The sequence below is a fragment of the Marinifilum sp. N1E240 genome, assembly GCF_009295825.1.
Classification (GTDB): Bacteria; Bacteroidota; Bacteroidia; order Bacteroidales; family Marinifilaceae; genus Marinifilum_A; species Marinifilum_A sediminis.
Genome location: NZ_WHKF01000003.1, coordinates 575,104 through 599,343, shown reverse-complemented (window position 1 = coordinate 599,343; position 24,240 = coordinate 575,104). Strand labels below are relative to the sequence as shown.

The following is a 24,240-nucleotide window of genomic DNA, read 5'->3' as shown; positions in this document are numbered from 1 at the left end:
TTTGCAAACTCTGTAAAATACAAAAAAGTAAAGAATAGATATTCCTTACTTTCTGTATATCGGTTACTTAATTTAAAATTAAGCTTTGTGTCTGCGTTCGCTAGATACAGAAACTTTCTTTCTGCCTTTAGCTCTTCTACGAGATAATACGGCTCTTCCGCTTACAGAAGACATTCTTTCTCTGAAACCGTGTTTATTTCTTCTCTTTCTATTTGATGGTTGAAATGTTCTTTTCATCGCGAAAAATTTTTATCTAATAAAGTTATTATATGCGTTGATTTTGGACTGCAAAAATAGGGTTTTTTTTAATCTGACAAAAGGATGTTCGAAAAAAAATTCATTAAAGCTCAAGATGTACAACTTTTTTAGTTTCAAAGAACTCCTCTTTAAAAAAATCGGTACAGTCGAAAAGCATTACTTTATCACCGTATCCAGCGATTTCTTCCTGAAAATCTCCACCCTTAATATAGAGGATTCCGTTGGCTAAACTATTTTTATCTTTTTGCTCACTATTTTTACGAACCATGTTCACAAATTTCGGAAAAGCGGTCACGGCTCGGCTGACAATAAAATCAAATTTGTCTTTTACTTGTTGAACTCTAGTGTGTTCTGCTCGTAAGTTTTTTAATCCTAATGCTGTTGCAACTTCATTTACCACTTTTATTTTTTTTCCGATCGAATCTACCAGGAAAAAATCAGTTTCTGGAAACATGATAGCTAAAGGAATTCCTGGAAATCCGCCACCACAACCAACATCCATAATTTTGGTTCCTGGTTCAAATTGAATCACCTTTGCTATTGAAAGAGAATGCAACACATGATGTAGATACAATGAATCAATATCTTTTCGAGAAATAACATTGATTTGATCGTTCCAATGAGTGTATAGAGATTGCAGCTGAGAAAATTTGTCTTTTTGATCCTCAGTTAAGTCTGTAAAATATTTTTCAATGATTTCCATGCCAATTGTAATTTGAGTTGGCAAAGATAAAAACTAATTTGGAAGCTATGAGTTTAACTCAAGGCAAAAAAGAAATTACTTCTTTTTCTTTTCGATTTTCACTTCTGAATCTTTAAGGTTGTTGAAGAGTAATTCGCGTGCTCTAAAAAGTTGAGCTTTAACGGTCCCGATTGGCAATTTAAGCTCTTGAGCGATTTCATCGTAAGAGAATTCCTCAAAATAACGAAGTTCGATCAATCGACGATACCTTTCTTTTAATCGACTAACTTCGTTACGCATTATTTTTGCCTTCTGCTTTTTTACAAATTCCTGTTCTGGGTTTAAACCTCCCGACTCAAGCGTGATAGATCTTTCATTCTCTTTATCATCCTTACCATCGATTGATATCGTATTTCCTTTTTTCTTTCTTAAAAAATCGATACAGTTGTTAGAGGCGATTTTAAATAGCCATGTGCTAAAAGCATATTTAGGAGAATATTGCTTTATATTACGAAAGGCTTTTCCGAATGCTTCAAAAGTTAAATCTTCAGCATCATTTTTGTTATTAACCATTTTTAATAACATGAAAAAGATTGCGTCCTTATACCTTTTGAAAAGTTCCTCGTAAGCTTTTTGATCACCATTAACCGAGGCTAAAACAAGCCTGTAATCGTACTGAGCTTTTTCGGAGAGATTCGGATTTATTTCCATTATAATCGTTTACTGAGAATGAGACTTTTGATATAAAATAGCAATTTCGAAAACGGTCTGATAAGACCGTATACATACGAAGATAAAAATAAATTCGCTTCCTTCAAATCCCTTGTCATTATTTTAAAACAGTATCCGGAAATAAATAATCCAACTACACTTATGGCGGTAAAAAATATGTAATGATTTGTAAATAGTAGTCCAGCGAGTAGAAACAAATACAAACAAACTTTACTCACAAAATCTAAATTGATTAAAAGCCTAATCCCTTTTGGGATAAATTTTCTACTTATATAGTAGTTTAGGTTGACCTTTTTCCAGTCAACTTGTGCTTGAGTGGAACTGATAAGAGTTTTAGTATCGTAAGAAAGTGTAGAGGAAACTTTTGAATCTGAGCTAATTTTACGAAGTGCTAGATGGTCGTAACCAGCTTCGAAGTGGGAATGACCAGCGAATGCTTTTTTACTGAAAAAGTTAGTTTTTGAGTATCCCATATTATCTCCATTTGCAGCATAGGTTTTTCTTATTGAAGAAAATGCAGATACTTTTAAACTTTGCATTAGCAAATCGTATTTCATGAAATTATACAAGAAGCCTTTTTTGTTCTCAAAATTAGAATAGCCCGAATAGTTGTTTTCACAAATGGAGTTTATAGTATTTGTAAGCCAATTTTCATTTACGGGTTTGCAGTTGGGGTTGGAAAAAATAAGTTGGTCGTTTTTAGCTGCTTTTATTCCAATAGTTAAGGCTAGTTTTTTATTGTGATTAAATTTTTCATCAATAGGAATGTTAGTAGTCTTTAAATTTGAATGTTTACTTTGGAGGACACGAATGATCTCTTCTGTATTATCAGTGCTACAATCATTCACCAAAATAATTTCAAAATTGGGATAGTTTTGATTTAAGAAAAATGGAAGATTTTCCTTTAGTTGTTCTGCTTGATTTTTAGAGCAAATGATAATGGAAACACTTTTGTTGTGTTGGGTAGTTCTAGGTGATTTATTGCGTTTGTATTTGATGAAATAAAAGATTTGAAATGAAAAGTAGAAAAGGAATGAAATTGAAAATCCAATAGCAATAAATAATTGAAACGGTGTGAGAGAATAAGTAGGCAATTGATTTAAGTTTTAGTTTTTATGATTCCCAAAAATAAGAGAATCTTTAGGATTTAAAAGATGAATTGTCTGTTTTTATTCAAAGAATGAAAGATGTAAGTAATCGTTACAATCTGCTCAAATCATCTAGAATTATACATCTCGATAAAGAACTAAGATTAATTAGTATCTTTGTTGCCGATTTTTGTAAAACTAGAGTTTTACATACCATTAAAACAGTCAATATGGATTTTAAATTACAAAATACAGATCCAAAATCTTCTGCAAGAACAGGAGAGATTACAACCGATCATGGAAAAATACAAACTCCTATATTTATGCCAGTTGGAACTCTGGGGTCTGTTAAGGGAGTGCACCAACGTGAGTTGAGAGATGATGTTAATGCTGAAATAATACTAGGAAATACTTACCATTTGTATTTGCGTCCTGGTTTGGATGTTCTTGAGAAAGCAGGAGGTTTGCATAAGTTTAATGGATGGGAACGTCCTATACTGACCGATAGTGGAGGGTTTCAAGTATTTTCATTAGCTGATAATCGTAAGTTGACTGAGGAAGGAGCTATGTTTAGATCTCATATTGATGGATCGAAGCATTTTTTTACTCCTGAAAATGTAATGGATATTCAGAGAACAATTGGTGCAGATATCATAATGGCTTTTGATGAGTGTCCTCCGGGAACATCGACCTATGAATATGCTAAAAATTCATTGGGATTGACTCAGCGTTGGTTGGAACGATGTGTGAAAAGATTTGATGAAACCGAAGCTAAATATGGATATTCTCAAACCTTATTTCCTATTGTTCAAGGGTGTGTATACAATGATTTAAGAGTTAAAGCCGCGGAACATGCAGCATCTCTTGATAGGGAAGGATATGCAATTGGAGGTTTAGCAGTAGGTGAACCTGTAGAAGAAATGTACTCTATGATTGAAGTGGTGAATGAGGTTCTACCAGAAGATAAGCCACGATATTTAATGGGCGTAGGAACACCAGTAAATATTTTGGAAGCTATTTCCAGAGGTGTTGATATGTTCGACTGTGTTATGCCAACTCGTAATGGACGAAATGGTATGATTTTTACGAGTGAAGGTATCATCAATATTAAAAATAAGAAATGGGCTGACGATTTTTCAAAGATTGATCCAAATGGAACTTCATTTGTGGATCAAGCTTATTCAAAATCTTATGTTCGACACTTGATTCATTCTGGTGAACTATTAGGATCTCAAATTTGTAGTATTCACAATTTGGCATTTTACTTATGGTTAGTTAGAGAGGCTCGTGAGCATATTAATGCTGGAACATTTTCTGCTTGGAAAGATATCATGGTTAAAAAGTTAGCAACTCGCTTGTAAGTGTTAAAAAATCTTACATTAGAGAAAGGCTAATTGCTATTTGAAGAATAAGTTTTACTTTTATTCCGGTAAGTTTATTTTCGAGGATTTTCGAAAATATTAGAAATTAAATAACAGGTTTTGAGAAAATTAGATTTATATATTATTCGTAAGTTTTTAGGTACTTTCTTTTTTGCTATTGTGTTAATTATCAGTATTTCGGTGATATTTGATTTTTCCGAACATATTGATGAATTTATTGACAAGGAAGCTCCACTTAAAGCTGTTCTATTTGATTACTACCTGAACTTTATACCTTATTTTGCCAATCTCTTTAGTGCACTGTTCACATTTATTGCGGTAATCTTTTTTACTTCAAAGATGGCGTACGATACTGAGATTATTGCCATTTTAAGTAGTGGAATAAGTTTCCGAAGGATGATGTTTCCCTATTTTTTATCGGCATTGGTTATTGGTGTTTTTTCTTTTATGCTGAGTAATTATATTATTCCACCTGCAAATCAGAAGAGAATAGATTTTACCGAAACTTATATCAAAAAGCAATATCGAAATAAGGAAAGAAATATCCACCGACAAATAGAACCAGGTGTTTTTATTTATATGCAAAATTGGGAAACCTCTAGTAATACGGGGTATCGATTTGCATTAGAGAAATTTGAAGGAAAAGAATTGGTTTCTAAACTAACCTCAAAATATATTCGTTGGAATAAAGAAAACAAGCGATGGACTATTAATGATTACTTTATTCGACATTATGATGGAGAAAAAGAAATTTTTGAATCGGGAAGAAAAATTGATACAACTTTAAATTTTGGACCTAAGGAGTTTGGGCGAAAAAAATATCTTGTTGAAGCAATGAATTATAGTGAGCTGAATAATTATATTGATCAGCAAACTATGAGAGGTGACAGTAATATTAATGCATATAAAATTGAGAAGTACAAAAGAATGGCAAATCCATTCTCAACGTTTATATTGACTCTTATTGGAGCTTCTTTAGCATCAAGAAAAGTTAGAGGAGGAATGGGATTACACCTTGGAATAGGTCTTTTGTTAAGTTTCTCATTTATACTATTTATGCAAATATCAGTTGTTTTCGCGACAAACGGCAATATGAATCCTATGTTGGCAGTTTGGTTACCTAATATTGTGTTTACTATAATAGCATTGTATTTGTATAGAATTGCACCTAAATAGAATAATTCTAAATAGTTTTTTGCGAATTGTTTTGATTATCAGGATAAAGAGCTTATTTTATATAGCTGGAACATTAAGGTAGTTTAGGCTAGAATTTTTTTCTAGCTCAAAAATTACTAACGTTGTAGCTTGGAATTTCATGAGCTATTGAAATTCAACATATATAGAGATATATATTTTCTAACTAAATGTACAGATTATGTCATTGAAACGAAACATTCTTGATCTTAGAAAGAGAAAAGAAAAAGTGCTTCAAGGTGGCGGTGAAAAAGCTATCCAGAAGCAAGTTGCGATGGGAAAGTTGACTGCTAGAGAAAGGGTAACATCTATTTTAGATGAAGATTCTTTTCATGAATACGATATGTTTGTTGAGCATGAGGCTCGCGACTTCGGTATGGAAAAGAAACAACTTCATGGTGATGGTGTTATTATAGGAACAGGAACAATCTACGGTGAACCAGTGTGTATTTTCGCACAGGATTTTACAGTAGCTGGAGGTTCTTTAGGTCTTATGCATGCACGTAAAATTACAAAGATCATGGATCATGCATTGAAAATGCGTGTGCCATTGATTGGTATTAATGATTCGGGTGGAGCTCGTATTCAGGAAGGTGTAAATTCACTTGCCGGATATGGAGAAATCTTTTTCCGTAATACATTAGCATCAGGTGTAATCCCTCAATTGTCAGTTATTCTTGGTCCTTGTGCTGGTGGTGCTGTTTATTCTCCTGCGCTTACCGACTTCGTGTTTGTGGTAGAAAACATTTCGAAAATGTTTATTACCGGCCCAGAGGTAATTAAAACCGTATTGGGTGAAGAAATTAGTATGGAAGAACTGGGTGGAGCTAAAGTTCATAGCGAAATCACAGGTAATGCTCATTTCTATGCTCAAAGCGAGTACGAATGCTTCGAACAAATTAAGAAGCTACTTACCTTTATTCCTTGGCACAACGCGAAGAAAGCCAAAGCTTTCCCACCAAAGCCTCCTAAGCCAGAATACAAAATTGAGGAAATTGTTCCTGCTGATCCTACTCAGCCTTACGACATCCGTAATGTAATCAAATCTATTTCTGATGATTCAGATTTCTTTGAGATTATGGAAAATTTCGCAAGAAATATAGTAATTGGTTTTGGTAGAATGAATGGTGAAACAGTAGGATTCGTTGCGAATCAACCACTTGTTTTAGCTGGTGTATTGGATTGTGATTCATCTGATAAGGCAGCGCGTTTTATCCGTTACTGCGATTCATTTAACATTCCTATTGTTACTCTTGAGGATATGCCAGGTTACCTACCAGGTGTTGATCAGGAACACATGGGAGTTATTCGCCATGGTGCGAAGATTCTTTATGCTTACTCTGAGGCGACAGTACCAAAAATTACTGTTATTATCCGTAAAGCTTACGGTGGAGGTTATATTGCAATGAACTCTCGTCATATGAAGGCAGATTTCATGTTTGCATGGCCAAATGCTGAAATTGCTGTTATGGGTCCTGATGGAGCTGCAAATATTATCTTCCGAAAAGAAATTATGGCAGCAGAAGATCCTGAAGCAATGAGAAAAGAGAAGGTTGCAGAATACAGAGAGAAATTCGCAAATCCTTACGTTGCAGCAGCTAAAGGTTATATCGATACTGTTATCGAACCTGAAGAGACGCGTAATATGTTGTTACATTCTATTGAGGTATCTAATAACAAGGTTGATAGAAGACCAGCTAAAAAACACGGTATTCCTCCATTCTAAAAATTATTCGTTATGGAAAATTTAAAAGAATTCAACGTTGATGGTACTGTTTACAAAACAGAACTAACCAAGAAATTTGAAAATAGAAAGCCTTGGGTTAAGCCTAATCCAAAGCATATCAACTCATTTATTCCTGGAACAATTGTTGAAATTTTCGTTAAAGAAGGGCAGGAAGTGAAAGAAGGCGAAAGTCTAATGATTCTTGAAGCTATGAAGATGAAGAATCAGATCAAAATGCCTTTTGACGGTGTAATTAAAAAAATTCATGTAGAAGAAGGAATAAAAGTTCCTAACAGATTATTGATGTTAGAAATTGAGTAATCTTTCTTTGATGAAAAATATAAAGGGATTGTTTTAATGACAATCCCTTTTTGTTTGTTATAGTTTTCCTACCCAGTTGAAATGTTTTTTCCAATTTTGTTGTATAGAAGGTTCTTCTTTAAATAGTCCAAAGATAGTTGATCCACTTCCCGACATTGCAGCATAGATAGCTCCGTTGCTGTACAATTCATTTTTTAATTGTGCCAATAATGGATGATTTGGAAATATACTTTCTTCAAAATCATTAAAAATATTTTCTTTCCAATCCTGGATTGGGAGTTCGATTAACTTTTGAAGTGATGTTTTGCTTTGTTTTGGTCTAACACCAGCATAGGCTTCAGGAGTACTGATATGAATGTCTGGTTTTATCATTACGATATGGTAGCCTGAAAGATCAACTTTAACTGAAGAGAAAATCTCTCCTTTTCCTTCGGCAAAAACAGGTTGGTTAGAAATAAAAAAAGGACAATCGCTACCCAATTCACAAGCCAATTCTTCCATTTTATTGATGCCGATGTTTAAATTGTAATATTCGTTTAGCATTTTAATCATAAATGCTGCATCAGCAGATCCTCCGCCTAAACCAGCACCAAACGGAATATTTTTGTGAAGATGAATGTTTGTAGATGGAATGTTAAAATTTTTATGAATTAATTCAAATGCTTTTACAACAATGTTTTCTCTATCTGAAATGTTAATAGGAATTCCTGAAGAACTGAAGGTGTATGGATCAGTATTATCTGATTTTGTAATTTCTAAGGCATCAGTTAAAGGAATAGGATAAAAAATTGTTTCAATATTATGAAATCCATCAGATCGCTTTTCAACAATATTTAAACCTAAATTGATTTTTGCATTTGGGAAATTTAGCACTGTTCTACTATTTGAGTTGATAAAATTTATTGAGTAAAAATAGATCATTTGTCAAACTAAAAAAATCTATGGATGGCATTTTTATTTTCTATCTTTATCTTTGCATTCTAAAATTTCAGGCAATATGGAATCCTGAATTATTTTTTCTCCTTCGAATCGTGGTTCTGAAGGATTCAATAAATTGAATTTATGGCTGGAGCAAATAATTACAAAAATCAATCGAAGAATAAGGTAGATCTTGATTACGGGAAGGTTCCACCTCAGGCAGTAGAGCTTGAGGAGGCAGTGTTGGGAGCAATTATGCTTGAGAAAGATGCTATCATTTCAGTTGGTGATTTGCTAAATGCAGAGACATTCTATAAAGATGCTCATCAGAAAATTTATAAGGCAATTATGAACCTTTCTACAAAGGAAGAGCCTATAGATATTTTGACTGTTACGGAAGAATTGAAAAGAGAAGGAACGCTTGATGATGTTGGAGGACCATTCTACATTACTCAGCTTACCAACCGTGTAGCTTCGGCTGCTCATATTGAATTTCATGCGAGAATTATTGCTCAAAAGCACATTCAAAGAGAATTGATTCGTGTTTCTTCCGAGATTCAGAATCAAGCCTTCGATGAAAGTGTTGATGTTGCAGATTTGCTGGATAAAGCCCAGCAGGATGTTTTTGACATTGCAGAAGGGAATATAAAAAAGGAATCTGCTCATATTAGACCATTGGCAGATGAGGTAATCAACCAAATTGTTGAGGCAGGAAAACGACCTGATGGATTAAGTGGTGTACCTTCTGGATTTATGGCACTTGATAGAATTACTTCTGGCTGGCAGAAATCTGACCTTGTAATTATTGCGGCACGTCCTTCTATGGGTAAAACGGCTTTTGTTTTGTCTATGACAAGAAATATGGCAGTTACTCATAAATCACCAATTGCTATTTTCTCTCTGGAGATGGGGGGCGACCAGCTGGTAAAACGTATGATTTCCAGTGAAACAGAATTGGGATCGGAGAAACTTAGAAATGGTCGCTTGGAGGATTTTGAGTGGGAACAATTGCACGTAAAAATTAAAGATTTGGTTGAAGCTCCGATTTATGTGGATGATACGCCAGGTTTATCAATTTATGAGTTGCGATCGAAATGTCGTCGATTAAAAGCCAAATACGATATTGGTTGTGTTATTATTGACTACTTGCAGCTGATGACAGCTGGTTCTGATATGCGTGGTAATCGTGAGCAGGAGGTAAGTTTAATCTCGCGTCAGTTAAAGATTATTGCAAAAGAGTTAAATATTCCGGTTATCGCACTATCGCAGTTGAATCGTGGTGTTGAGCAACGTACTGGAGATGCGAAAAAACCGATGCTTTCTGACCTTCGTGAATCTGGAGCGATTGAGCAGGATGCCGATATGGTGTTGTTTATTCACCGTCCGGAACGTTATGGAATCACAGAAGATGCCGAAGGAAATTCATTAATTGGTATTGCCGATATTATTATAGCCAAACACCGTAATGGTGCCGTTGGTGAAATTCAGTTGCGATTCCGTAATCAATTGGCTCGATTTATGGATTTGGAAGGTGAAAGTATGGATCCATTCGGCGATGAGAGTCCGGAAGATGTAAAAACCTTTAGTTCAAGAATGAATCAGGAGCAGGGAGGTTTCGATGACTTGAATGCTGGCTTGGTTGGAGGAAGTGATTTTGAAGATGCACCTCCATTTTAACTGAGTTGTATGAAAATTTATAATCCTTAAAATTTTTTTCATCACTGATATTTGTATCTATGAAATTCCTTTTGAAATTCGCACTTAGTTTTTGCTTGCTGATTTATGCATGTTCAGGTTTTTCAGCAAGCTTACTAATTCAAATGGATGAAACCCAAAAAAATCATCTTAAGGCTTATGGAATTGCTTACTGGACTCTTGAGAAAGAGTATGAAATTCATTGGCTTTTAAATTACCGTGGCGGATCATTTTTATTGCCATTAAATAAAAGCATACAAGATGAGTGTCAAATAAGAGGTGTTAGTTTTACAGTTCTTTCTGATGCTTCGGTTGCTAAAATAGCAAATGAGATATCCAGTGCAGAAGTAAATATGGATATTATGAAATTGGAAAAAGCTCCATCCATTGCAGTTTACACTCCAAAAGGTAAAAAGCCCTGGGATGATGCCGTTACTCTAGCCCTAACGTATGCAGAAATTCCTTACGACATTGTTTATGATGAGGAAGTGATGACAGGGAAATTGAAATCCTACGATTGGTTGCATCTGCATCATGAAGATTTTACTGGGCAGCACGGTAAATTTTATGCCTCCTATCGCAATATGCAATGGTATAAAGATGAGGTAAGAACAAATTTAGAAAGAGCTAAACAATTCGGTTTTTCAAAATCCTCAGATCTTAAAAAAGCTGTTTCGCAACGAATAAGAGATTTTGTTGAGGCAGGTGGTTTCTTGTTTGCCATGTGCTCCGCTACCGATACCTTCGATATTTCATTGGCTGCTGGTGATACAGATATCTGTAATCATGTTTTTGATGGTGATCCTATTGATGCGCATGCTCAGGAGAAATTGGATTATTCAAACACTTTTGCTTTTACGGATTTCACCTTAGAAACAAACCCTTTCGTTTATGAATTCTCAGATATCGACGTTACTTTAACACGAAAACTGAATAGAGATGAGGATTATTTCAGTCTCTTCGAATTTTCGGCAAAATGGGATCCTGTACCAACAATGCTTTGTCAAAATCATAAAAATCTAATTAAAGGTTTCATGGGGCAGACAACAGCCTTCAATAAAAAATTGATAAAACCTGGAATTCTTATCATGGGTGAGAATAAATCGGCAGGAGAAGCAAGATACATACATGGAAAGCATGGAAAAGGTACCTGGACATTTTACGGAGGACACGATCCGGAAGATTATCAGCATTTGGTAGGTGATCCACCAACCGATCTTGATTTAAAGAAAACCTCTGCGGGATATCGATTAATATTGAATAATGTATTATTCCCTGCAGCAAAGAAGAAAAAAAGAAAAACCTAAAGGAGTTGAATAGTATTCAATTCCTTTTTTGTTGTAAAAAAGAAAAGGCTGTGTCCCCTAAACACAGCCTTTATATCAACACCACTTGTATGGTCTAACTCAATATTTTATTAACCATTTGTTGATCTTTACCTAGTAACTTCACTAACCCTTTAGAATTTTATGAAAGTTAATACAAGCTTAAAGGTGTTGATTGTACGACAGGCTTTGCGAACCATATCGTAACTATTACCGCTACAAATGTAATACAAGAAAACTTACAGATCTTATTTCAAATGTTAAAAGATGTTACTAAATGCTGCAAAACATCCAATGTTGATTACAAGTTGAAACTTATAGAATGTCTTGTAATTCTTTTAAGCTGAAAATTTCGAAAGTTGGCTTTTTGTCATGTTTTACTTTATGGTTGTTGAAGTAAATTTGGTTGATTTTGCTATTTTTTGCCCCAGCTATATCCGTTTTTAAATCATCACCAATCATTAGACTATTTTCAGGTGTAGCATTGGCTATTTTTAATGCGTGCTCAAAGATTTTTGGTGAAGGTTTGTTGGCTCCGGCATCTTCCGATGTGATTACTTGAGTAAAAAATGAATCGAGTTTACTATTTTTTAATTTTTTCCCCTGAACCTCATTAAATCCATTCGTAATAATATGTAATTCATAATTTTTCTCTTTCAGATACTGAAGCGTTTCATGTGCATATGGAAATGTTTTGGTTTGTAAAGGGCTGATTTCAATAAAATCTTGAGCTATTTCTTTTGCCAAATCAATATCATCGGTTCCAGCTTCTTTTAAGGTTAAATAAAATCTTCTGTACACTAAGTCTTCTTTCTTAATTCTGTTTTGATAGTAAGCATTCCACAGTTTGCTATTGTGGTATTCAAATCTAGACTTAAAGAACAGAAATGTTCCAAAAATTAGTTGCAATTGATAGTCTCGATACAATTGATTTAAGGTAATTTCAGAATTTGAATTGAAATCCCAAAGAGTTCTGTCTAGGTCGAAGAAGATGTGTTTGTATTTTTTCATTATGATTTTATATAAGTACAGAAGCGGCTTTAAAAAATGAATAATTCTTTAAAGTTTTTCCTTACAAGTCAAATAGTTTGATTTAAATTAAAGAGTTTTATTTGAAAATTTATGTAAATCGTAATTGTAGTACTTGATTTTAAAATTTTAATTAAAATTAATTTTTTAATTGATATGAAAATATTGATAAATGTTTATTTTTGATTCCCCATTTGTTATTTAAAAGTCAAAAGTAATAATATGTCTCTCAATTCTTTTAGAAATTTCTTTTTAGTATTTGTTACTGTGTTATTATGTTTGCTGAGTGAAATACTTTTAGCGCAGACAGCTGTCGTTACACATCCAACTTCACCAACTAGTAATGATGGAAGTATTTCTGTTACTTGGATTGTAAGTGGAGGCAAAATTATTAGATTGAATGGGGTTTGGCAAAGTTGGAATGTTTTAAACTTTAATAGTTTAAGAGCTGGAGATTATGAGTTATACTATTATAGTTATGCAGAAGGATATTCTGGACCTGAAACGGTTACTTTGGTAGCGGGCGGAGCAAGTAGTTATTGTTCCTCTTATGGTCAAAATAACAATAGATTTGGAATCACAAATGTAAGTTTTAATACCATTAATGAGTCTACATCTGGAAATCCTTCCTATACTGATAATACTGGAACTAACACTTTAGTTGTAATAGGTAGAAGCTATGACTTAAGTGTAAGTGTTAATACGCCGGATAATGGTCGAGATGTATGGACAAGAGTATGGATTGATTGGAATCAAAATGGTGATTTTAATGATTCTGGCGAACAGTACAATTTAGGTTCTACAGATTCCGATGGTTTAACAGGAGGTTCACCAATTGGTATTACGATTCCAGCTAATGCTTTGGAAGGGGCAACACGAATGAGAGTTTCTGCAAGTAGAACGAATAATTACCCCAAAAGTTGTGATACTGGCTTTAAAGGGGAAGTGGAGGATTATTCAATAAATATTCAGGCAACTATAGGAAATTTTCCTAATGCGAATTGTAAAGATGTTACAGTTCAATTGGATGCATCTGGAAATGCAAGTGTAACAACAGACGATATTAATGATGGGAGTAATGATGTCGAAACATCTAGTGCAAATTTGATCTTAAGTATAGATAAGGCAACTTTTGATTGTTCTAATTTGGGTGCGAATACTGTTACATTTACGGTTGAAGATGAGGATGGAAATCAATCTACTTGTACATCTACAGTTACGGTGGAAGATGATATAGCGCCATCGTTACTGAATTTGAATGCCGAATATTTCAACGGAAGAAATTTTGATGATTTAAAATATTCTGAATCCGTAGATGAGGTCGATAATAATTGGGGAGGAGGATCTCCAAATAGCAGTTTAATTGGCAATGATAATTTTTCAATTCGCTATAGTGGAAATTTTGTTATTTCTGAAGCAGGAGATTATACTTTTTATACCAACTCCGATGATGGGGTGCGTTTATCAATTGATGGTGCGAATGTCATAAATAATTGGACTAATCATGCGCCAACAACAAATAACGGAACTGTAAATTTGACTATAGGAGAGCATGCGATTGTATTGGAATATTATGAAAATGGAGGAGGGGCTGTTATTGAACTGGAATGGGAGTCCTCAGATGCAGGAATATTAAGAGAGGTGTTTTCTAAATCGTCCATTCTTAATCAAACAACGGTTGAAACAACCTTGATGCTTAACTCGTCTGGTGTGGCTACTCTTAATGCTGCAGATGTTGATCCTGGTTTTATAGATAATTGTAGCGTTACTTCAAGAACTTTGAGTAAATCTAGTTTTTCAAGTTCTGATATCGGAGTTAATACTGTGACACTTACAATTAAAGATGCAAATGGAAATTTAATGAATTTTAATGTTGAAGTGACTGTTGAAGAGGATAACACGCCATCAACTGCTTCTATAGAAATAAATACGCAAGATGCAAGTATTGGTAGTTCTCCAAATGAATTGGTACAAAATGTATTAGTAACGGGTTGTTTAACTGCTAGTGATGTAACTTTTATAGGCGATAGTAGACAGATTGGGTATTTTAATAAAGGAGAATCGGATTTTCCTCTTGCCGAGGGGATTATTCTTTCTACTGGAAATGTGGTTGATGCAGTTGGTGAAAATGATGACAGTGAAACTTCAACGGGATTTGGAGGAGCTGGAGATTCTCATTTAACGAGTATTGCAGGACTTGAGACAAATGATGCTTCTGTTTTAGAATTTGATTTTATGCCAGCTGGAGATATAGTTCAGTTTAGATATGTATTTGCATCGGAGGAGTATGCGGAATATGCTTGTAGTAATTTTAATGATGTTTTTGCCTTTTTATTAAGTGGACCAGATATTAACGATGGATCCAGAGAACAGGCTGAAAATATTGCCCTTTTGGATGATGGTACAACTCCAGTAATGATTAGTACAGTTCATGGTTATGAAAGAGATAAAACCACTGTCAGTAGGGTTTATGATACGAATGGAGCTTTTAGTGATTGGAGAGGAAGATACTATAGAGAAACAAATTGGGTTGATAAGACTTCTTGTTCTCCAGTAAATTCACATTTGTATGTTGATAATCAAAATAGGGAGCGTATTGTTTATCAGGGAGGAAGAATACGCGATGTCTATAATACAGAAGGTTCCTATGATATTGAATATGATGGACGTACAATTATTTTAACCGCAACATATAATGTAAAAAAGTGTAATACTTATCATATTAAATTGGCAATTGCCGATGTTGCAGATGATAATTTTGATTCAGCTGTATTTTTGGAAGCTAAAAGTTTTAAGTCTAATGAGGTTACTGTTGAAAATAAAATAGATGGACTTGATGGTGACAAAGAGATTATGTACCGTGGTTGTGACAAAAGTTACATTAGTTTTACAAGAAAGGAGAATTTGGACGAGGAATATAAATTCCATGTTACAATAAGTGGATCTGCGACAAATGGTGTCGATTATTATCAAGTTACTGAAGATGGAACTAAAATTGGTAATTTTCCCGAAGATATAACATTTGCCATTGGTCAATCAGAGATTAAAATTTATTATATAGCTAGTGATGAGGTGAGTGGTGCAAAAAATATTTTGTTTGAGGTGTTAAGAGGTTGTCCGTGTAGTACTGATGATGATGACTATTTTAGAAAAACTATTGATATATTGGATGTTGGAGAGATTAAAGCAAATGCAATATCAAATGTGACTTGTGGAGGTGGAACCCCTATATCAACAATAATTGTAGAATTGAAGGATGGACTTGACCCTGCTAATTATTTTTACTCACTTGATGATGGTGCATTTCAGCCTGAGAATAAATTTCAGGGTACTTTTACTGTGGGAGATCATAAAATAACTATTAAAGATAAGTTTTCTTGTAAATCGAAAGATGTCACGATAAATATTCCGGAACCTACTGATCTAGAAGCAAACGCGGGCAGTGATTTTGAGATGTGTGAGAAGGAAACTTCTAAAACGCTTAATGGAACGGGTGGTATAGATTACCTTTGGACATGCGATAAAGCTGCAGGTCTAACAGATATGGACGTTACTTCAGAGAATCCTACTATTTCATCTTCTCTTTTAGCTGATACTTATACTTACACATTAACAGTTTCGGATGGAGTAGGAAAAGCATGCGAGTCATCTGATGATGTAATTGTTGTTGTGAAACCAACACCTGTAATTAATGGATTGGGTGCAGATAAATTGGAAGTTTGTAGTGGTGCAAATATTAATTTGTCAGCTAGTGTTAGTAATGCTAATAACCCAACCTATATCTGGACTCCTAATTCTGAAATTGTTGGTTCTTCAAATCAATTGAATATTATTGCAAAACCTGAAACTAACATATTAGCATCTAGGACATTTACTTTTAGAGTAACATCGGATAATTCTTGTTTTTCTACACAAAGCATTAGTGGAATTAAAGTTTATCCAAATCCGAATCTTACATTAGATTTAGGCTTGTCAACTCTTTGTTCTGAAGAATTTAGTGGGAAAATTACTGTTGTTGCAGATGGTGGAACACCACGATTATCAGCGCCTGAGTATGATTATTCATGGAGTCATGATGGGGGAATCAATTCTAATGTTGCGATTGGTTTATCTCCTAAAACATATACAATAACAGTTAGTGATTCTAAATCGTGTGTAGGAAAACTTAATGTTAAGGTGGGGCAACAGCCAAAACCTGTTGGTATTTTTTTTCAATTAAATCCTTAGTTTATCCGTAATTAAGGTTAATCGATGTAATAAGTAATAGTAGAGTTTTGTTGGCGATTGTAAGTTATGCAGATGATAATAGTAAACTCTAATATAAATCTTGATTTATTAATATCGGTTGTATATAGATGTTGTGTCTAACACATAATTACTTTATGAATTTAAACAGAAAATAGATTGAAAAAAAATGGAGGGGTAGAATAGATGCTTTAGGTAGCGTAGCAAAAATGAAAAATATAATATTTATTTGTAAATTTTTTAAAATAAAAATTGGATAGAATTTTGAATGTAAAATCAATATTTTCACCCATATATATAGGTGTTTTAAATGTTTTTCTTAATTCTATAAAAAAGAATAGTCAATTGTTTTGTGAAATTCTATCAATTTAAGATAAATTCCTCTTCTTTTTTCAATCTTCATTCAATATCTTTGTCCTCTTTGTGTTCATACAGAGCTTATTTCTTTGATTTTCAATCTAGATTTTGGAAGTAATCTATTGATGAAGAAATTTATTTAATAGATGAGTGTATTATATTTATTGATAATGTGCTCTTGTGGTACTATGAGTGCTTGTTTAAGAATGATTAACGTATTGATTTAACGGGGCGACCGATCTTTATTTATGAAATTAACCAATAAATAAGTAAACACTTTTTAACATTTCGCGTATAGGTGTTTATAAATTGGAAAAAAATAGCTTATTTTAACGCTGTAACTACTATAAAATCACTAAAAGAGAGCATTTGATTAGACATTTACGCCATATAATTCTATCCTTTCTACTTATTTGTCTTGCCGGACTCATTCATGTGAGTGGGCAGGATATTGGTGATGATATCCCAACAGATCAACATGTGTGTGCGGATACTATAATTAAGTATACCTTGTTTGGCTTCCCTGGATCAACGGTTGAATGGTATGTTGATGATGTTCATTTGACTGGTAAAGATGTAGTTGTTCCAAATAATACTATTGATCCACCAGCAAGTGGAGGTAATGTTATTCATGGAGGACTAACTTACAATAGGGCTTTGTTGAATTATACGTGGAGCTTATCTGGAGGCAACACTATAGAAAACCATAGTCTTAAAATTCAAGAAATTTCTGCTGATCCTGCAGCTTGTTCTACTGGGGTATCGAATCCAGGATTAGCAGTTCATGTTCATAAAAAACCAATATTAGTTTTACCAGTACCAACCCATGCTGTTTGTGCTTCCGATAAGGGGAGTCTTAGTGTGTCAGTTACAGCAACGGTTCCTGCTGCGTTACAGCTTCAATACAAGTTGGTTAATGTGACAGCAAGCTCTGAGACTGATTGGATCAACGATAATTTAAATCATATTTTCAATGATTTAGATCCTGCAACATATAAAGTTCAGATTAGATATGTGTTGAGTACAGATAATTCAATTGTTGTTAAGGGGAGTTGGAGCGAATCTGCCGATGTAGAACTTAGGCAAGAAGATAATACTGATCCAGTTATAACTAATATGCCAACTGATATTCTAGTTACTAATTGTATGCAGGTGGTCAATTGGGTTGAACCAACAGCAACGGATAATTGTGGAACACCTACTTTAACTTCAAATCATAGTTCAGGTAAAGCATTTCCTGCTGGCGAAACTATTGTTACATATACAGCTAATGATGGAACTAATTCTGTTCAGGAGAGTTTTAAAATTACTGTTCAGGATGGTGGAACAGCTCCTCTAATTTGTTTTGAATCTACCAATTACGCTATAGGAAAAACAGCAATTCAATCTAGTACCTATCCTAATGGTACAGCCTCAAAAGCGGTTGATGGAAATACCAATGGAGTTTGGGCTAACAATTCGGTTACCCATACTAATAACGATATGAATGCATGGTGGCAAGTAGATCTAGGGGCAGAGGAAGCGGTGGATTATGTGAATGTATTTCGTAGAACAGATTGTTGTACCGATAGATTGGTGAATTTTTATGTGATGCTATCTAATAATGATCTTCAAAGTGTAACGCTTGCAGATGCATTGATTGATCCTAATGTGGAAAGTTACTATGTAGAAGGTAATCCTGGAAATTTAAAAAGAATATTGACCTCGGGTAATTCTGCAAGATATGTTAAGATTCAACTTTCAGCTCGTAATCATCTTTCTTTAGCAGAGGTGGAAGTGATAGGATGTACAGCTAACGATCGAAATGACATTCCGATTATTGCTGAAAATGGAAGATGTGGAGCACATGTAAGTTGGGATGCTCCTGCTGCTGTTGATAATTGCGGAACTGTTACTTTAAGTTCTAATCACAACAGTGGTGACGATTTCCCTGTTGGAACCACAACCGTTACCTATACCGCAACAGATGGTACTAATGAAACTACTTCTAGTTTTGATGTAATTGTAACTGATGATCAAGATCCTATCCTTACTAATTGTCCAACGGATATAACAGTTGGTGCATGTGCCAACACAGTAACTTGGACAGCTCCAACAGCAAACGATAATTGTTCTGCAACTCTTGCAAGTACGCATAATTCTGGAGATGTATTTCCAGTTGGTACTACAACAGTAACATATACGGCTATTGATGGAGCAAGTAATGAGGCAACATGTAGCTTTGATGTAACAATATTGACAGTTGTAACAATTGATGTAATCGAAACCAAATCAATTATTTGTAATGGTAGTAATGCACAAGTTACTATTACAGCTGGTGGAGGTGATGGTTCTTATACCTATAGTGATGATGGAATCAATTATCAGGCATTGAATACATTTAATTTACCAGCAGGTACTCACACTTTATATGTGAAGGATGGAAATAATTGTGTAGCTCAAAAAGATATTACAATTAATGAACCTGATGCAATAGTTACAAATTTAACAATCAGCACTTCAAATATTTGCTTTGGCGATGCAGGAGTTATTACAATTGTAGGATATGAATCGGATGTGAATTATACATTATTTGAGGGATTAAATTCGTTGGCATACTCAGCAAGTGTTAGTGGAACGGATTTGATTCTAACCATTAACAATACAGTTTTAAATACAGAAAAAACATACAATATTACAATTAAAGCAGAACGTGGTGGATGTACTTTGGATATGGATACAGGAGTATCTATTAGTGTAAAACCAAATCCTAATCCTTCTGAAATAACATTCTAAGAAATAACAAAATAAATATACAAACTATGAAAACATTGCTTAAATCATTAATTGGACTTTTTTCATTAGTTCTTTTTACTAATGTGGCATTGGCGCAAACAGCTGATAAACCATTGGCTGGTGCAACTTATACTTATAGAGTACAGGCAGAAGATATTGATAATACAATAACTTGGTCTGTTTATGATGGAACAACTGCTTTGACTGCTGGTACTCATTATACAATAACAGTTAATAAAGTTGGTGTTAATAGTGAAGCAAAAATTACTTGGGGTTTGGGATTAGTAGCTGAGCATACTTATACAATTCAATATACTGAAGAAGCTAATTCTTGTACAACTGTAAGAACTTTGGATGTTGTTTATAAGACCAATAATTCTTTCGATGTAACAATTGCAGAAGGAAATTCAACTCAATGTAATGCATTGCATGACTTGGTTTCTAATTTGAATGATAATGCAACTACAACTGTGACATTTGACGTTAGTATGACTAAGGATGCTGCATGGACAATAGATACATGGGAGTATAAATTCGCAGTAAACCTTACCGGAGCTGGTTCTCCTTCAGTTTCAGCAGTGCGAATCGGAGCTAGTACTCTTACTGAATCAGGTGGAAAATATGCTGATTTGGGTGTTTCTGTTGGTGATACACGTACTATTGAAGTTGATGTTACAGGTAATGCGAACGAACAGGTTACAGTAGAGCTTGTATTATCAGAAGCTTTTGCCGTAAATGGTGTAACTAAAACTGCTGAAGGTACTCCTGACACTAATACGAACACTGCTTCTACTATAGTTAAAGCTCTACCTGCTGCGTCTGGTATTACTTTTTAATTGACTGAAAACGACAAAACTATATATCATGAAAATATTTAAGATTGTACTAATTGCCACTTTGATTGGTTTGGCAAGTAATCTATTTGCTCAGGATGCTCAGCACCCTTATCAAGACTCTGAGCATACATATTTGGTAACTATGGAAGATGGGACAAATAATACGCCGTCATGGATTGTTGCTGATGCATCAGGAAATCCTTTAGCAGCTCAACCAACAGCAGATATGAATGCAACGGTTACTGGAAATGAAGCCAAATTGGTTATTACCTGGAATAAAGATTGGGCTTCTATTAGTCCTGATGGTAATCCTAATTTTACGATTCAATTTAAGGAATCAAAACCAGCTGGCGGTTGTATCTCTGTAAGATCGGCGGATATTACAGTTAAGGGTAATACTTTCTTCTTAATAGCAGGTGATAATGCTAATGAATGTCATGATGAAGATAATCATATTTTAGCTCAAGGTGCTTCTGCAACAACAACAGTTCAATTTACTGTTACCCTCGATGATGTAACATATGCTTTACCAGTTGATACTTGGGAGTTTGATTTTACTCTAGCAAAAACAAGTGCAGATTATTCAATTGATAATGTAACAGTGAATGGAGTTAGTGGAGTTACCGATTACAATGGGATTTCGATTCCAGGAAATAAAAAAAGTGTGACTATTGAAGTTGAATTATCGGGACCTGTTGCAATAGCTCAAAGTGTAACATTAGAAATTTCAGATGGTAAAGCAAAAATAGGTTCAATTGTTACTCCAGATAATGGAACTGGAAATAAAGAGCAAATACTTACAATTGATGCACTTCCGAATACATCGAATATTCGTTTTAATTAGTAACTAGTAAAAATTAAATATTATGAAATTATTAAAAGGGATAATAACTGTTTTATTTCTGTTTGTAGGAATTAATGTGTTTGCCCAATCAGGAACAAATCCATACGTTGGAGGTACTCATATTTATTTTGTGAACTCTGCAGATAATGGAGCTACTCAAGAAGCAGTACATGTGGGTAATACTTATAAATGGTATTTAGCAACAAATGAAGCAGGAGATGTAGCGGCTACCGATGGCGATTATGCTGTAACAAAGGTTGATGATGCAGATAATGCTTGGGATAAAAGTACCGATGTTGCTAATTTGTTCAGGATTAATATAACTTGGAACGCAGCAGCGAGTGGAAAAACATACTATTTATTTGTTGAAGAATACTCTGCAAATCGTTGTATTAGTAAGCGAAGAATTCAAATTAATGTAATTCCTAATGCATTCGATATTCAGATTGCTGCTGTTACAGCTGATGGCTGTAATACAGCTTCAGGTACTTTATTTACAGGTAATACTCCAGATGCCGTTCAGTTGGGTTCTACTCCAAGAGATTTCAACATTACCATGACAGGTACAGTTAATAGTTGGAAGTTTAAGCCGGTTGTTTCTGCCGATAAAACCGCTACTGTAAATGCTACTTATAAGTATAATGATGGTACGGATCATACATTAACTGTAGATGGAGATGGATATATAATTGTTCCAACTGGTGTTACTACAGTTAATGCTACAGCATCTGTGACTAATCTTTGGATTGACGAAGATGTAACTATTACATTTAATATTGATGCTGGTGAAGATGTTCTTTACGGAACCCTTGAGTCAGAAGAAGCAGGTGGGGCAGAATTTGCAGGAACAGCAACTTCTATTGTTTGGTCAGTACCAACAACAACTGAGATTCAAACAAATTAAAATTAGTTAATGCTTAATAAAATAATATATAGCCTTATGAAAAAAATATTAATGTCAATCGGATTGTGCTTTTGCATAATGCTTTCTACCAATGCAGTAATGGCTATTGGTACAAATGATGGATCAACAGAGGCGAATGCTATTGATCATTCAGTAGGGTCTTTTCATGGTTTTAAGGTAAACTTGGATGGTGCAAATACTCCAATTACAGGACATGAAAATACTTATTACACATGGAGAGTTTTTACTGTTAGTGGAGGTACTAGTACTCTATTAACAGATTTTACTAAATTTCAATTTGTGAATTATGCTCCAGGGGGAGCTGATTTTGCAACTAAATTCCCTGGTGGGAATTTAGGTGCGGCTGGAGAATATTCTGCACAGAGTGCTCATTCTATTGGTGTACAATGGTTGGATACTCCTGATGCTGGTGTTTATGCGGTTGAAGTGGAAGAATATAATGGAGCTGACGCAACCTTTTGTTCTGCAAGAAGAAGGTACTTTGTTTCAGTAACTTCAGGAGGTGTTGACTTTATTCTTGCTGCGATTAATCCTGAGGATAATGTAGTTTATACTGGTGCTGCAGATCAAAGTTTAGCAACATGTAATTCTTTCTCAGGTAATATTCTTGCTAATGGTTTAGATGCTACAGCGAAGAAAGCAGCGCTTGGAACAACATCCGTTTACTATCAAATTAGTATGAAGACTGGAACTCAACCATGGAATGGAGCTTGGGGATTTGATTATAATTTGACCAATGCGAATGGAACAGATTTAGCAATAGAAGTACTTGATGCAATAGGTGGAGGTTCAGCTGGAACTTCGGATACTGGAACTGGTAAAATTACTGTGAATGCAGGTAATCCTGTAGCTTATTTGAAAGTTACTTTCCAAAATGTATTAGGAACAGGTACTGATGCTGATATCACGTTTAATCTTAGTGAGAAAAATTCAGGTGTAACAACTGGCAATACTACAGCCTACATAACAACTGCTTCTGCTGATCAGTTTGAAACATTCAATAATGTTACAGGTAACAAAGAGGCAACAGATTTTGTAATAAAGGCTTCGCCAGATACTCAAATGATAATATCTGTTGATTAATTCTTAAAGAATAAATTATAAGGCTAAAAAAATACCTTCCCGACATTGTCGGGAAGGTTATAAAAGTCAAACAAGAATTTTAGAATTTAAATACAATTAATTGAAAAAATCTCTCATCCATAGAATTCTGCTTACGCTCATATTAGGCGTGTTTGTGCTTGCAACAGCGAGTGCACAGGATGCTGTGTTTTTGCATGGGAGTACTCATAAGGCAACTTTAGCCTTGCATGCAGGTAATGCATGTGAATGGAAGATTTACAAGGTGTTGGATTTTGCAGATCAGAAAGATGCAAATCCTGCTGCAGCTGACGAATTCACATTTAAGGATGGAATTGACAATGCGGCAAATGTTGATATTACTTGGAAGAAACCTGGTAAGTATTATTTAATCGTTGAGGAATTCAATGATGGATTGGGTGGATGTTCAACAAGAAGAGCATTTGCAATAGAAGTGATCGAAAGTGCCACGATTGAATTTAAAGAATTGGTATCAAATGATTGTTCGAATGTAGGAAATACGTTCGAGACAGAATTAACAATTGGGACGAGTGGGATAGATGATAGTAAATTTTATCCAATACAAGTCTACTACAGTATTGATGGTGCGCCTGTGGCAACTCCAATAACTGTAACAGAGAGCAAGAGTTTAGTTTTTAATGATCTTGCCATTATACCAGAACATACAGATAAAAACCAAATAATTACCATCCTTTCTGCTAAGGACAAGTACGGAGGAGATATAAAAGTGACACTAACAGGAGGAGTAAATATTCATACAAGAACACTGTATGGTATTCCTATCGTTGATGATATAAACTATTAAAA

At 34.5% G+C, this 24,240-nt stretch carries 19 protein-coding genes; 13 read left to right on the top strand and 6 right to left on the bottom strand.

Translation table 11 applies throughout. The features are described from left to right. Positions 1-78 precede the first annotated feature (78 nt). From rpmH to GCQ56_RS11415, 4 genes are all read right to left on the bottom strand, one after another. Positions 79-237, bottom strand: coding sequence for a 50S ribosomal protein L34 (gene rpmH, locus GCQ56_RS11430; protein WP_110363239.1), 159 nt, complete (start codon positions 235-237; stop codon positions 79-81). Positions 238-340: 103 nt separating this feature from the next. Then, complete coding sequence (gene rsmG / locus GCQ56_RS11425) at positions 341-961, bottom strand: 16S rRNA (guanine(527)-N(7))-methyltransferase RsmG (RefSeq protein WP_152734584.1); 621 nt, start codon at positions 959-961, stop codon at positions 341-343. Between the two features lie 75 nt (positions 962-1,036). Further along, positions 1,037-1,651, bottom strand: coding sequence for an RNA polymerase sigma factor (locus GCQ56_RS11420; protein WP_152734583.1), 615 nt, complete (start codon positions 1,649-1,651; stop codon positions 1,037-1,039). Further along, a complete protein-coding gene (locus GCQ56_RS11415; RefSeq protein WP_152734582.1) occupies positions 1,651-2,766 on the bottom strand; it encodes a glycosyltransferase in 1,116 nt (371 codons plus the stop codon). The genes GCQ56_RS11420 and GCQ56_RS11415 overlap by 1 nt, the downstream gene beginning before the upstream one ends. A gap of 224 nt (positions 2,767-2,990) precedes the next feature. Here GCQ56_RS11415 and tgt point away from each other — a divergent pair, with 224 nt between their 5' ends. The 4 genes from tgt (at position 2,991) to GCQ56_RS11395 (ending at position 7,383) form a co-directional block, all read left to right on the top strand. Next, positions 2,991-4,121 (top strand): tRNA guanosine(34) transglycosylase Tgt, encoded by a 1,131-nt coding sequence (gene tgt, locus GCQ56_RS11410; protein ID WP_152734581.1) that lies wholly within the window; start codon positions 2,991-2,993, stop codon positions 4,119-4,121. Between the two features lie 120 nt (positions 4,122-4,241). After that, the gene (locus GCQ56_RS11405; protein ID WP_152734580.1) at positions 4,242-5,318 is read left to right on the top strand and encodes an LptF/LptG family permease; all 1,077 of its coding nucleotides are present in this window, start codon (positions 4,242-4,244) and stop codon (positions 5,316-5,318) included. 199 nt (positions 5,319-5,517) lie between these two features. Beyond that, a complete protein-coding gene (locus tag GCQ56_RS11400; protein WP_152734579.1) occupies positions 5,518-7,062 on the top strand; it encodes an acyl-CoA carboxylase subunit beta in 1,545 nt (514 codons plus the stop codon). 12 nt (positions 7,063-7,074) lie between these two features. Beyond that, positions 7,075-7,383 carry a biotin/lipoyl-containing protein gene (locus tag GCQ56_RS11395; protein ID WP_152734578.1) on the top strand — a complete coding sequence of 103 codons (309 nt, stop codon included), beginning with the start codon at positions 7,075-7,077 and terminating at the stop codon, positions 7,381-7,383. A 57-nt stretch (positions 7,384-7,440) separates the two neighbouring features. Here the strand turns inward: GCQ56_RS11395 and ispE are convergent, their stop codons facing one another. After that, entirely contained in the window at positions 7,441-8,256 is an 816-nt protein-coding gene (gene ispE / locus GCQ56_RS11390) for a 4-(cytidine 5'-diphospho)-2-C-methyl-D-erythritol kinase (RefSeq protein WP_299994376.1), read from the bottom strand. A 189-nt stretch (positions 8,257-8,445) separates the two neighbouring features. Between ispE and dnaB the strand changes: the two genes are divergently transcribed. Next, positions 8,446-9,978: a replicative DNA helicase gene (dnaB, locus tag GCQ56_RS11385; RefSeq protein WP_152734576.1), complete on the top strand. Its 1,533-nt coding sequence runs from the start codon at positions 8,446-8,448 to the stop codon at positions 9,976-9,978. 59 nt (positions 9,979-10,037) lie between these two features. Beyond that, positions 10,038-11,303 carry a hypothetical protein gene (locus tag GCQ56_RS11380; protein WP_227006054.1) on the top strand — a complete coding sequence of 422 codons (1,266 nt, stop codon included), beginning with the start codon at positions 10,038-10,040 and terminating at the stop codon, positions 11,301-11,303. A 333-nt stretch (positions 11,304-11,636) separates the two neighbouring features. Here GCQ56_RS11380 and GCQ56_RS11375 read toward each other — a convergent pair whose 3' ends face one another. Further along, positions 11,637-12,332, bottom strand: a complete 696-nt coding sequence (locus tag GCQ56_RS11375) for a YjjG family noncanonical pyrimidine nucleotidase (RefSeq protein WP_152734575.1) — start codon at positions 12,330-12,332, stop codon at positions 11,637-11,639. Positions 12,333-12,572: 240 nt separating this feature from the next. On the opposite strand from GCQ56_RS11375, the gene GCQ56_RS11370 reads away from it, so the two are divergent. From GCQ56_RS11370 to GCQ56_RS11340, 7 genes are all read left to right on the top strand, one after another. Next, on the top strand, positions 12,573-16,577 hold the full coding sequence (locus tag GCQ56_RS11370; RefSeq protein ID WP_152734574.1) for a choice-of-anchor L domain-containing protein: 4,005 nt from the start codon (positions 12,573-12,575) through the stop codon (positions 16,575-16,577). A 744-nt stretch (positions 16,578-17,321) separates the two neighbouring features. After that, positions 17,322-19,727, top strand: coding sequence for an HYR domain-containing protein (locus GCQ56_RS11365; protein ID WP_152734573.1), 2,406 nt, complete (start codon positions 17,322-17,324; stop codon positions 19,725-19,727). 26 nt (positions 19,728-19,753) lie between these two features. Then, the gene (locus GCQ56_RS11360; protein ID WP_152734572.1) at positions 19,754-20,563 is read left to right on the top strand and encodes a hypothetical protein; all 810 of its coding nucleotides are present in this window, start codon (positions 19,754-19,756) and stop codon (positions 20,561-20,563) included. Between the two features lie 28 nt (positions 20,564-20,591). After that, complete coding sequence (locus GCQ56_RS11355) at positions 20,592-21,407, top strand: hypothetical protein (RefSeq protein ID WP_152734571.1); 816 nt, start codon at positions 20,592-20,594, stop codon at positions 21,405-21,407. A 22-nt stretch (positions 21,408-21,429) separates the two neighbouring features. Further along, positions 21,430-22,311, top strand: coding sequence for a hypothetical protein (locus GCQ56_RS11350; RefSeq protein WP_152734570.1), 882 nt, complete (start codon positions 21,430-21,432; stop codon positions 22,309-22,311). Between the two features lie 36 nt (positions 22,312-22,347). Next, on the top strand, positions 22,348-23,415 hold the full coding sequence (locus GCQ56_RS11345) for a hypothetical protein (protein WP_152734569.1): 1,068 nt from the start codon (positions 22,348-22,350) through the stop codon (positions 23,413-23,415). Positions 23,416-23,515: 100 nt separating this feature from the next. Beyond that, the gene (locus GCQ56_RS11340; RefSeq protein WP_152734568.1) at positions 23,516-24,238 is read left to right on the top strand and encodes a hypothetical protein; all 723 of its coding nucleotides are present in this window, start codon (positions 23,516-23,518) and stop codon (positions 24,236-24,238) included. Positions 24,239-24,240: the final 2 nt, after the last annotated feature.

What these genes read in the sequence shown, in the direction of transcription:
- rpmH (WP_110363239.1), bottom strand. Translation starts at nt 237, where the DNA reads ATGAAAAGAACATTTCAACCATCAAATAGAAAGAGAAGAAATAAACAC.
- rsmG (WP_152734584.1), bottom strand. Translation starts at nt 961, where the DNA reads ATGGAAATCATTGAAAAATATTTTACAGACTTAACTGAGGATCAAAAA.
- GCQ56_RS11420 (WP_152734583.1), bottom strand. Translation starts at nt 1,651, where the DNA reads ATGGAAATAAATCCGAATCTCTCCGAAAAAGCTCAGTACGATTACAGG.
- tgt (WP_152734581.1), top strand. Translation starts at nt 2,991, where the DNA reads ATGGATTTTAAATTACAAAATACAGATCCAAAATCTTCTGCAAGAACA.
- GCQ56_RS11400 (WP_152734579.1), top strand. Translation starts at nt 5,518, where the DNA reads ATGTCATTGAAACGAAACATTCTTGATCTTAGAAAGAGAAAAGAAAAA.
- GCQ56_RS11395 (WP_152734578.1), top strand. Translation starts at nt 7,075, where the DNA reads ATGGAAAATTTAAAAGAATTCAACGTTGATGGTACTGTTTACAAAACA.
- dnaB (WP_152734576.1), top strand. Translation starts at nt 8,446, where the DNA reads ATGGCTGGAGCAAATAATTACAAAAATCAATCGAAGAATAAGGTAGAT.
- GCQ56_RS11380 (WP_227006054.1), top strand. Translation starts at nt 10,038, where the DNA reads ATGAAATTCCTTTTGAAATTCGCACTTAGTTTTTGCTTGCTGATTTAT.
- GCQ56_RS11375 (WP_152734575.1), bottom strand. Translation starts at nt 12,332, where the DNA reads ATGAAAAAATACAAACACATCTTCTTCGACCTAGACAGAACTCTTTGG.
- GCQ56_RS11370 (WP_152734574.1), top strand. Translation starts at nt 12,573, where the DNA reads ATGTCTCTCAATTCTTTTAGAAATTTCTTTTTAGTATTTGTTACTGTG.
- GCQ56_RS11360 (WP_152734572.1), top strand. Translation starts at nt 19,754, where the DNA reads ATGAAAACATTGCTTAAATCATTAATTGGACTTTTTTCATTAGTTCTT.
- GCQ56_RS11355 (WP_152734571.1), top strand. Translation starts at nt 20,592, where the DNA reads ATGAAAATATTTAAGATTGTACTAATTGCCACTTTGATTGGTTTGGCA.
- GCQ56_RS11350 (WP_152734570.1), top strand. Translation starts at nt 21,430, where the DNA reads ATGAAATTATTAAAAGGGATAATAACTGTTTTATTTCTGTTTGTAGGA.
- GCQ56_RS11345 (WP_152734569.1), top strand. Translation starts at nt 22,348, where the DNA reads ATGAAAAAAATATTAATGTCAATCGGATTGTGCTTTTGCATAATGCTT.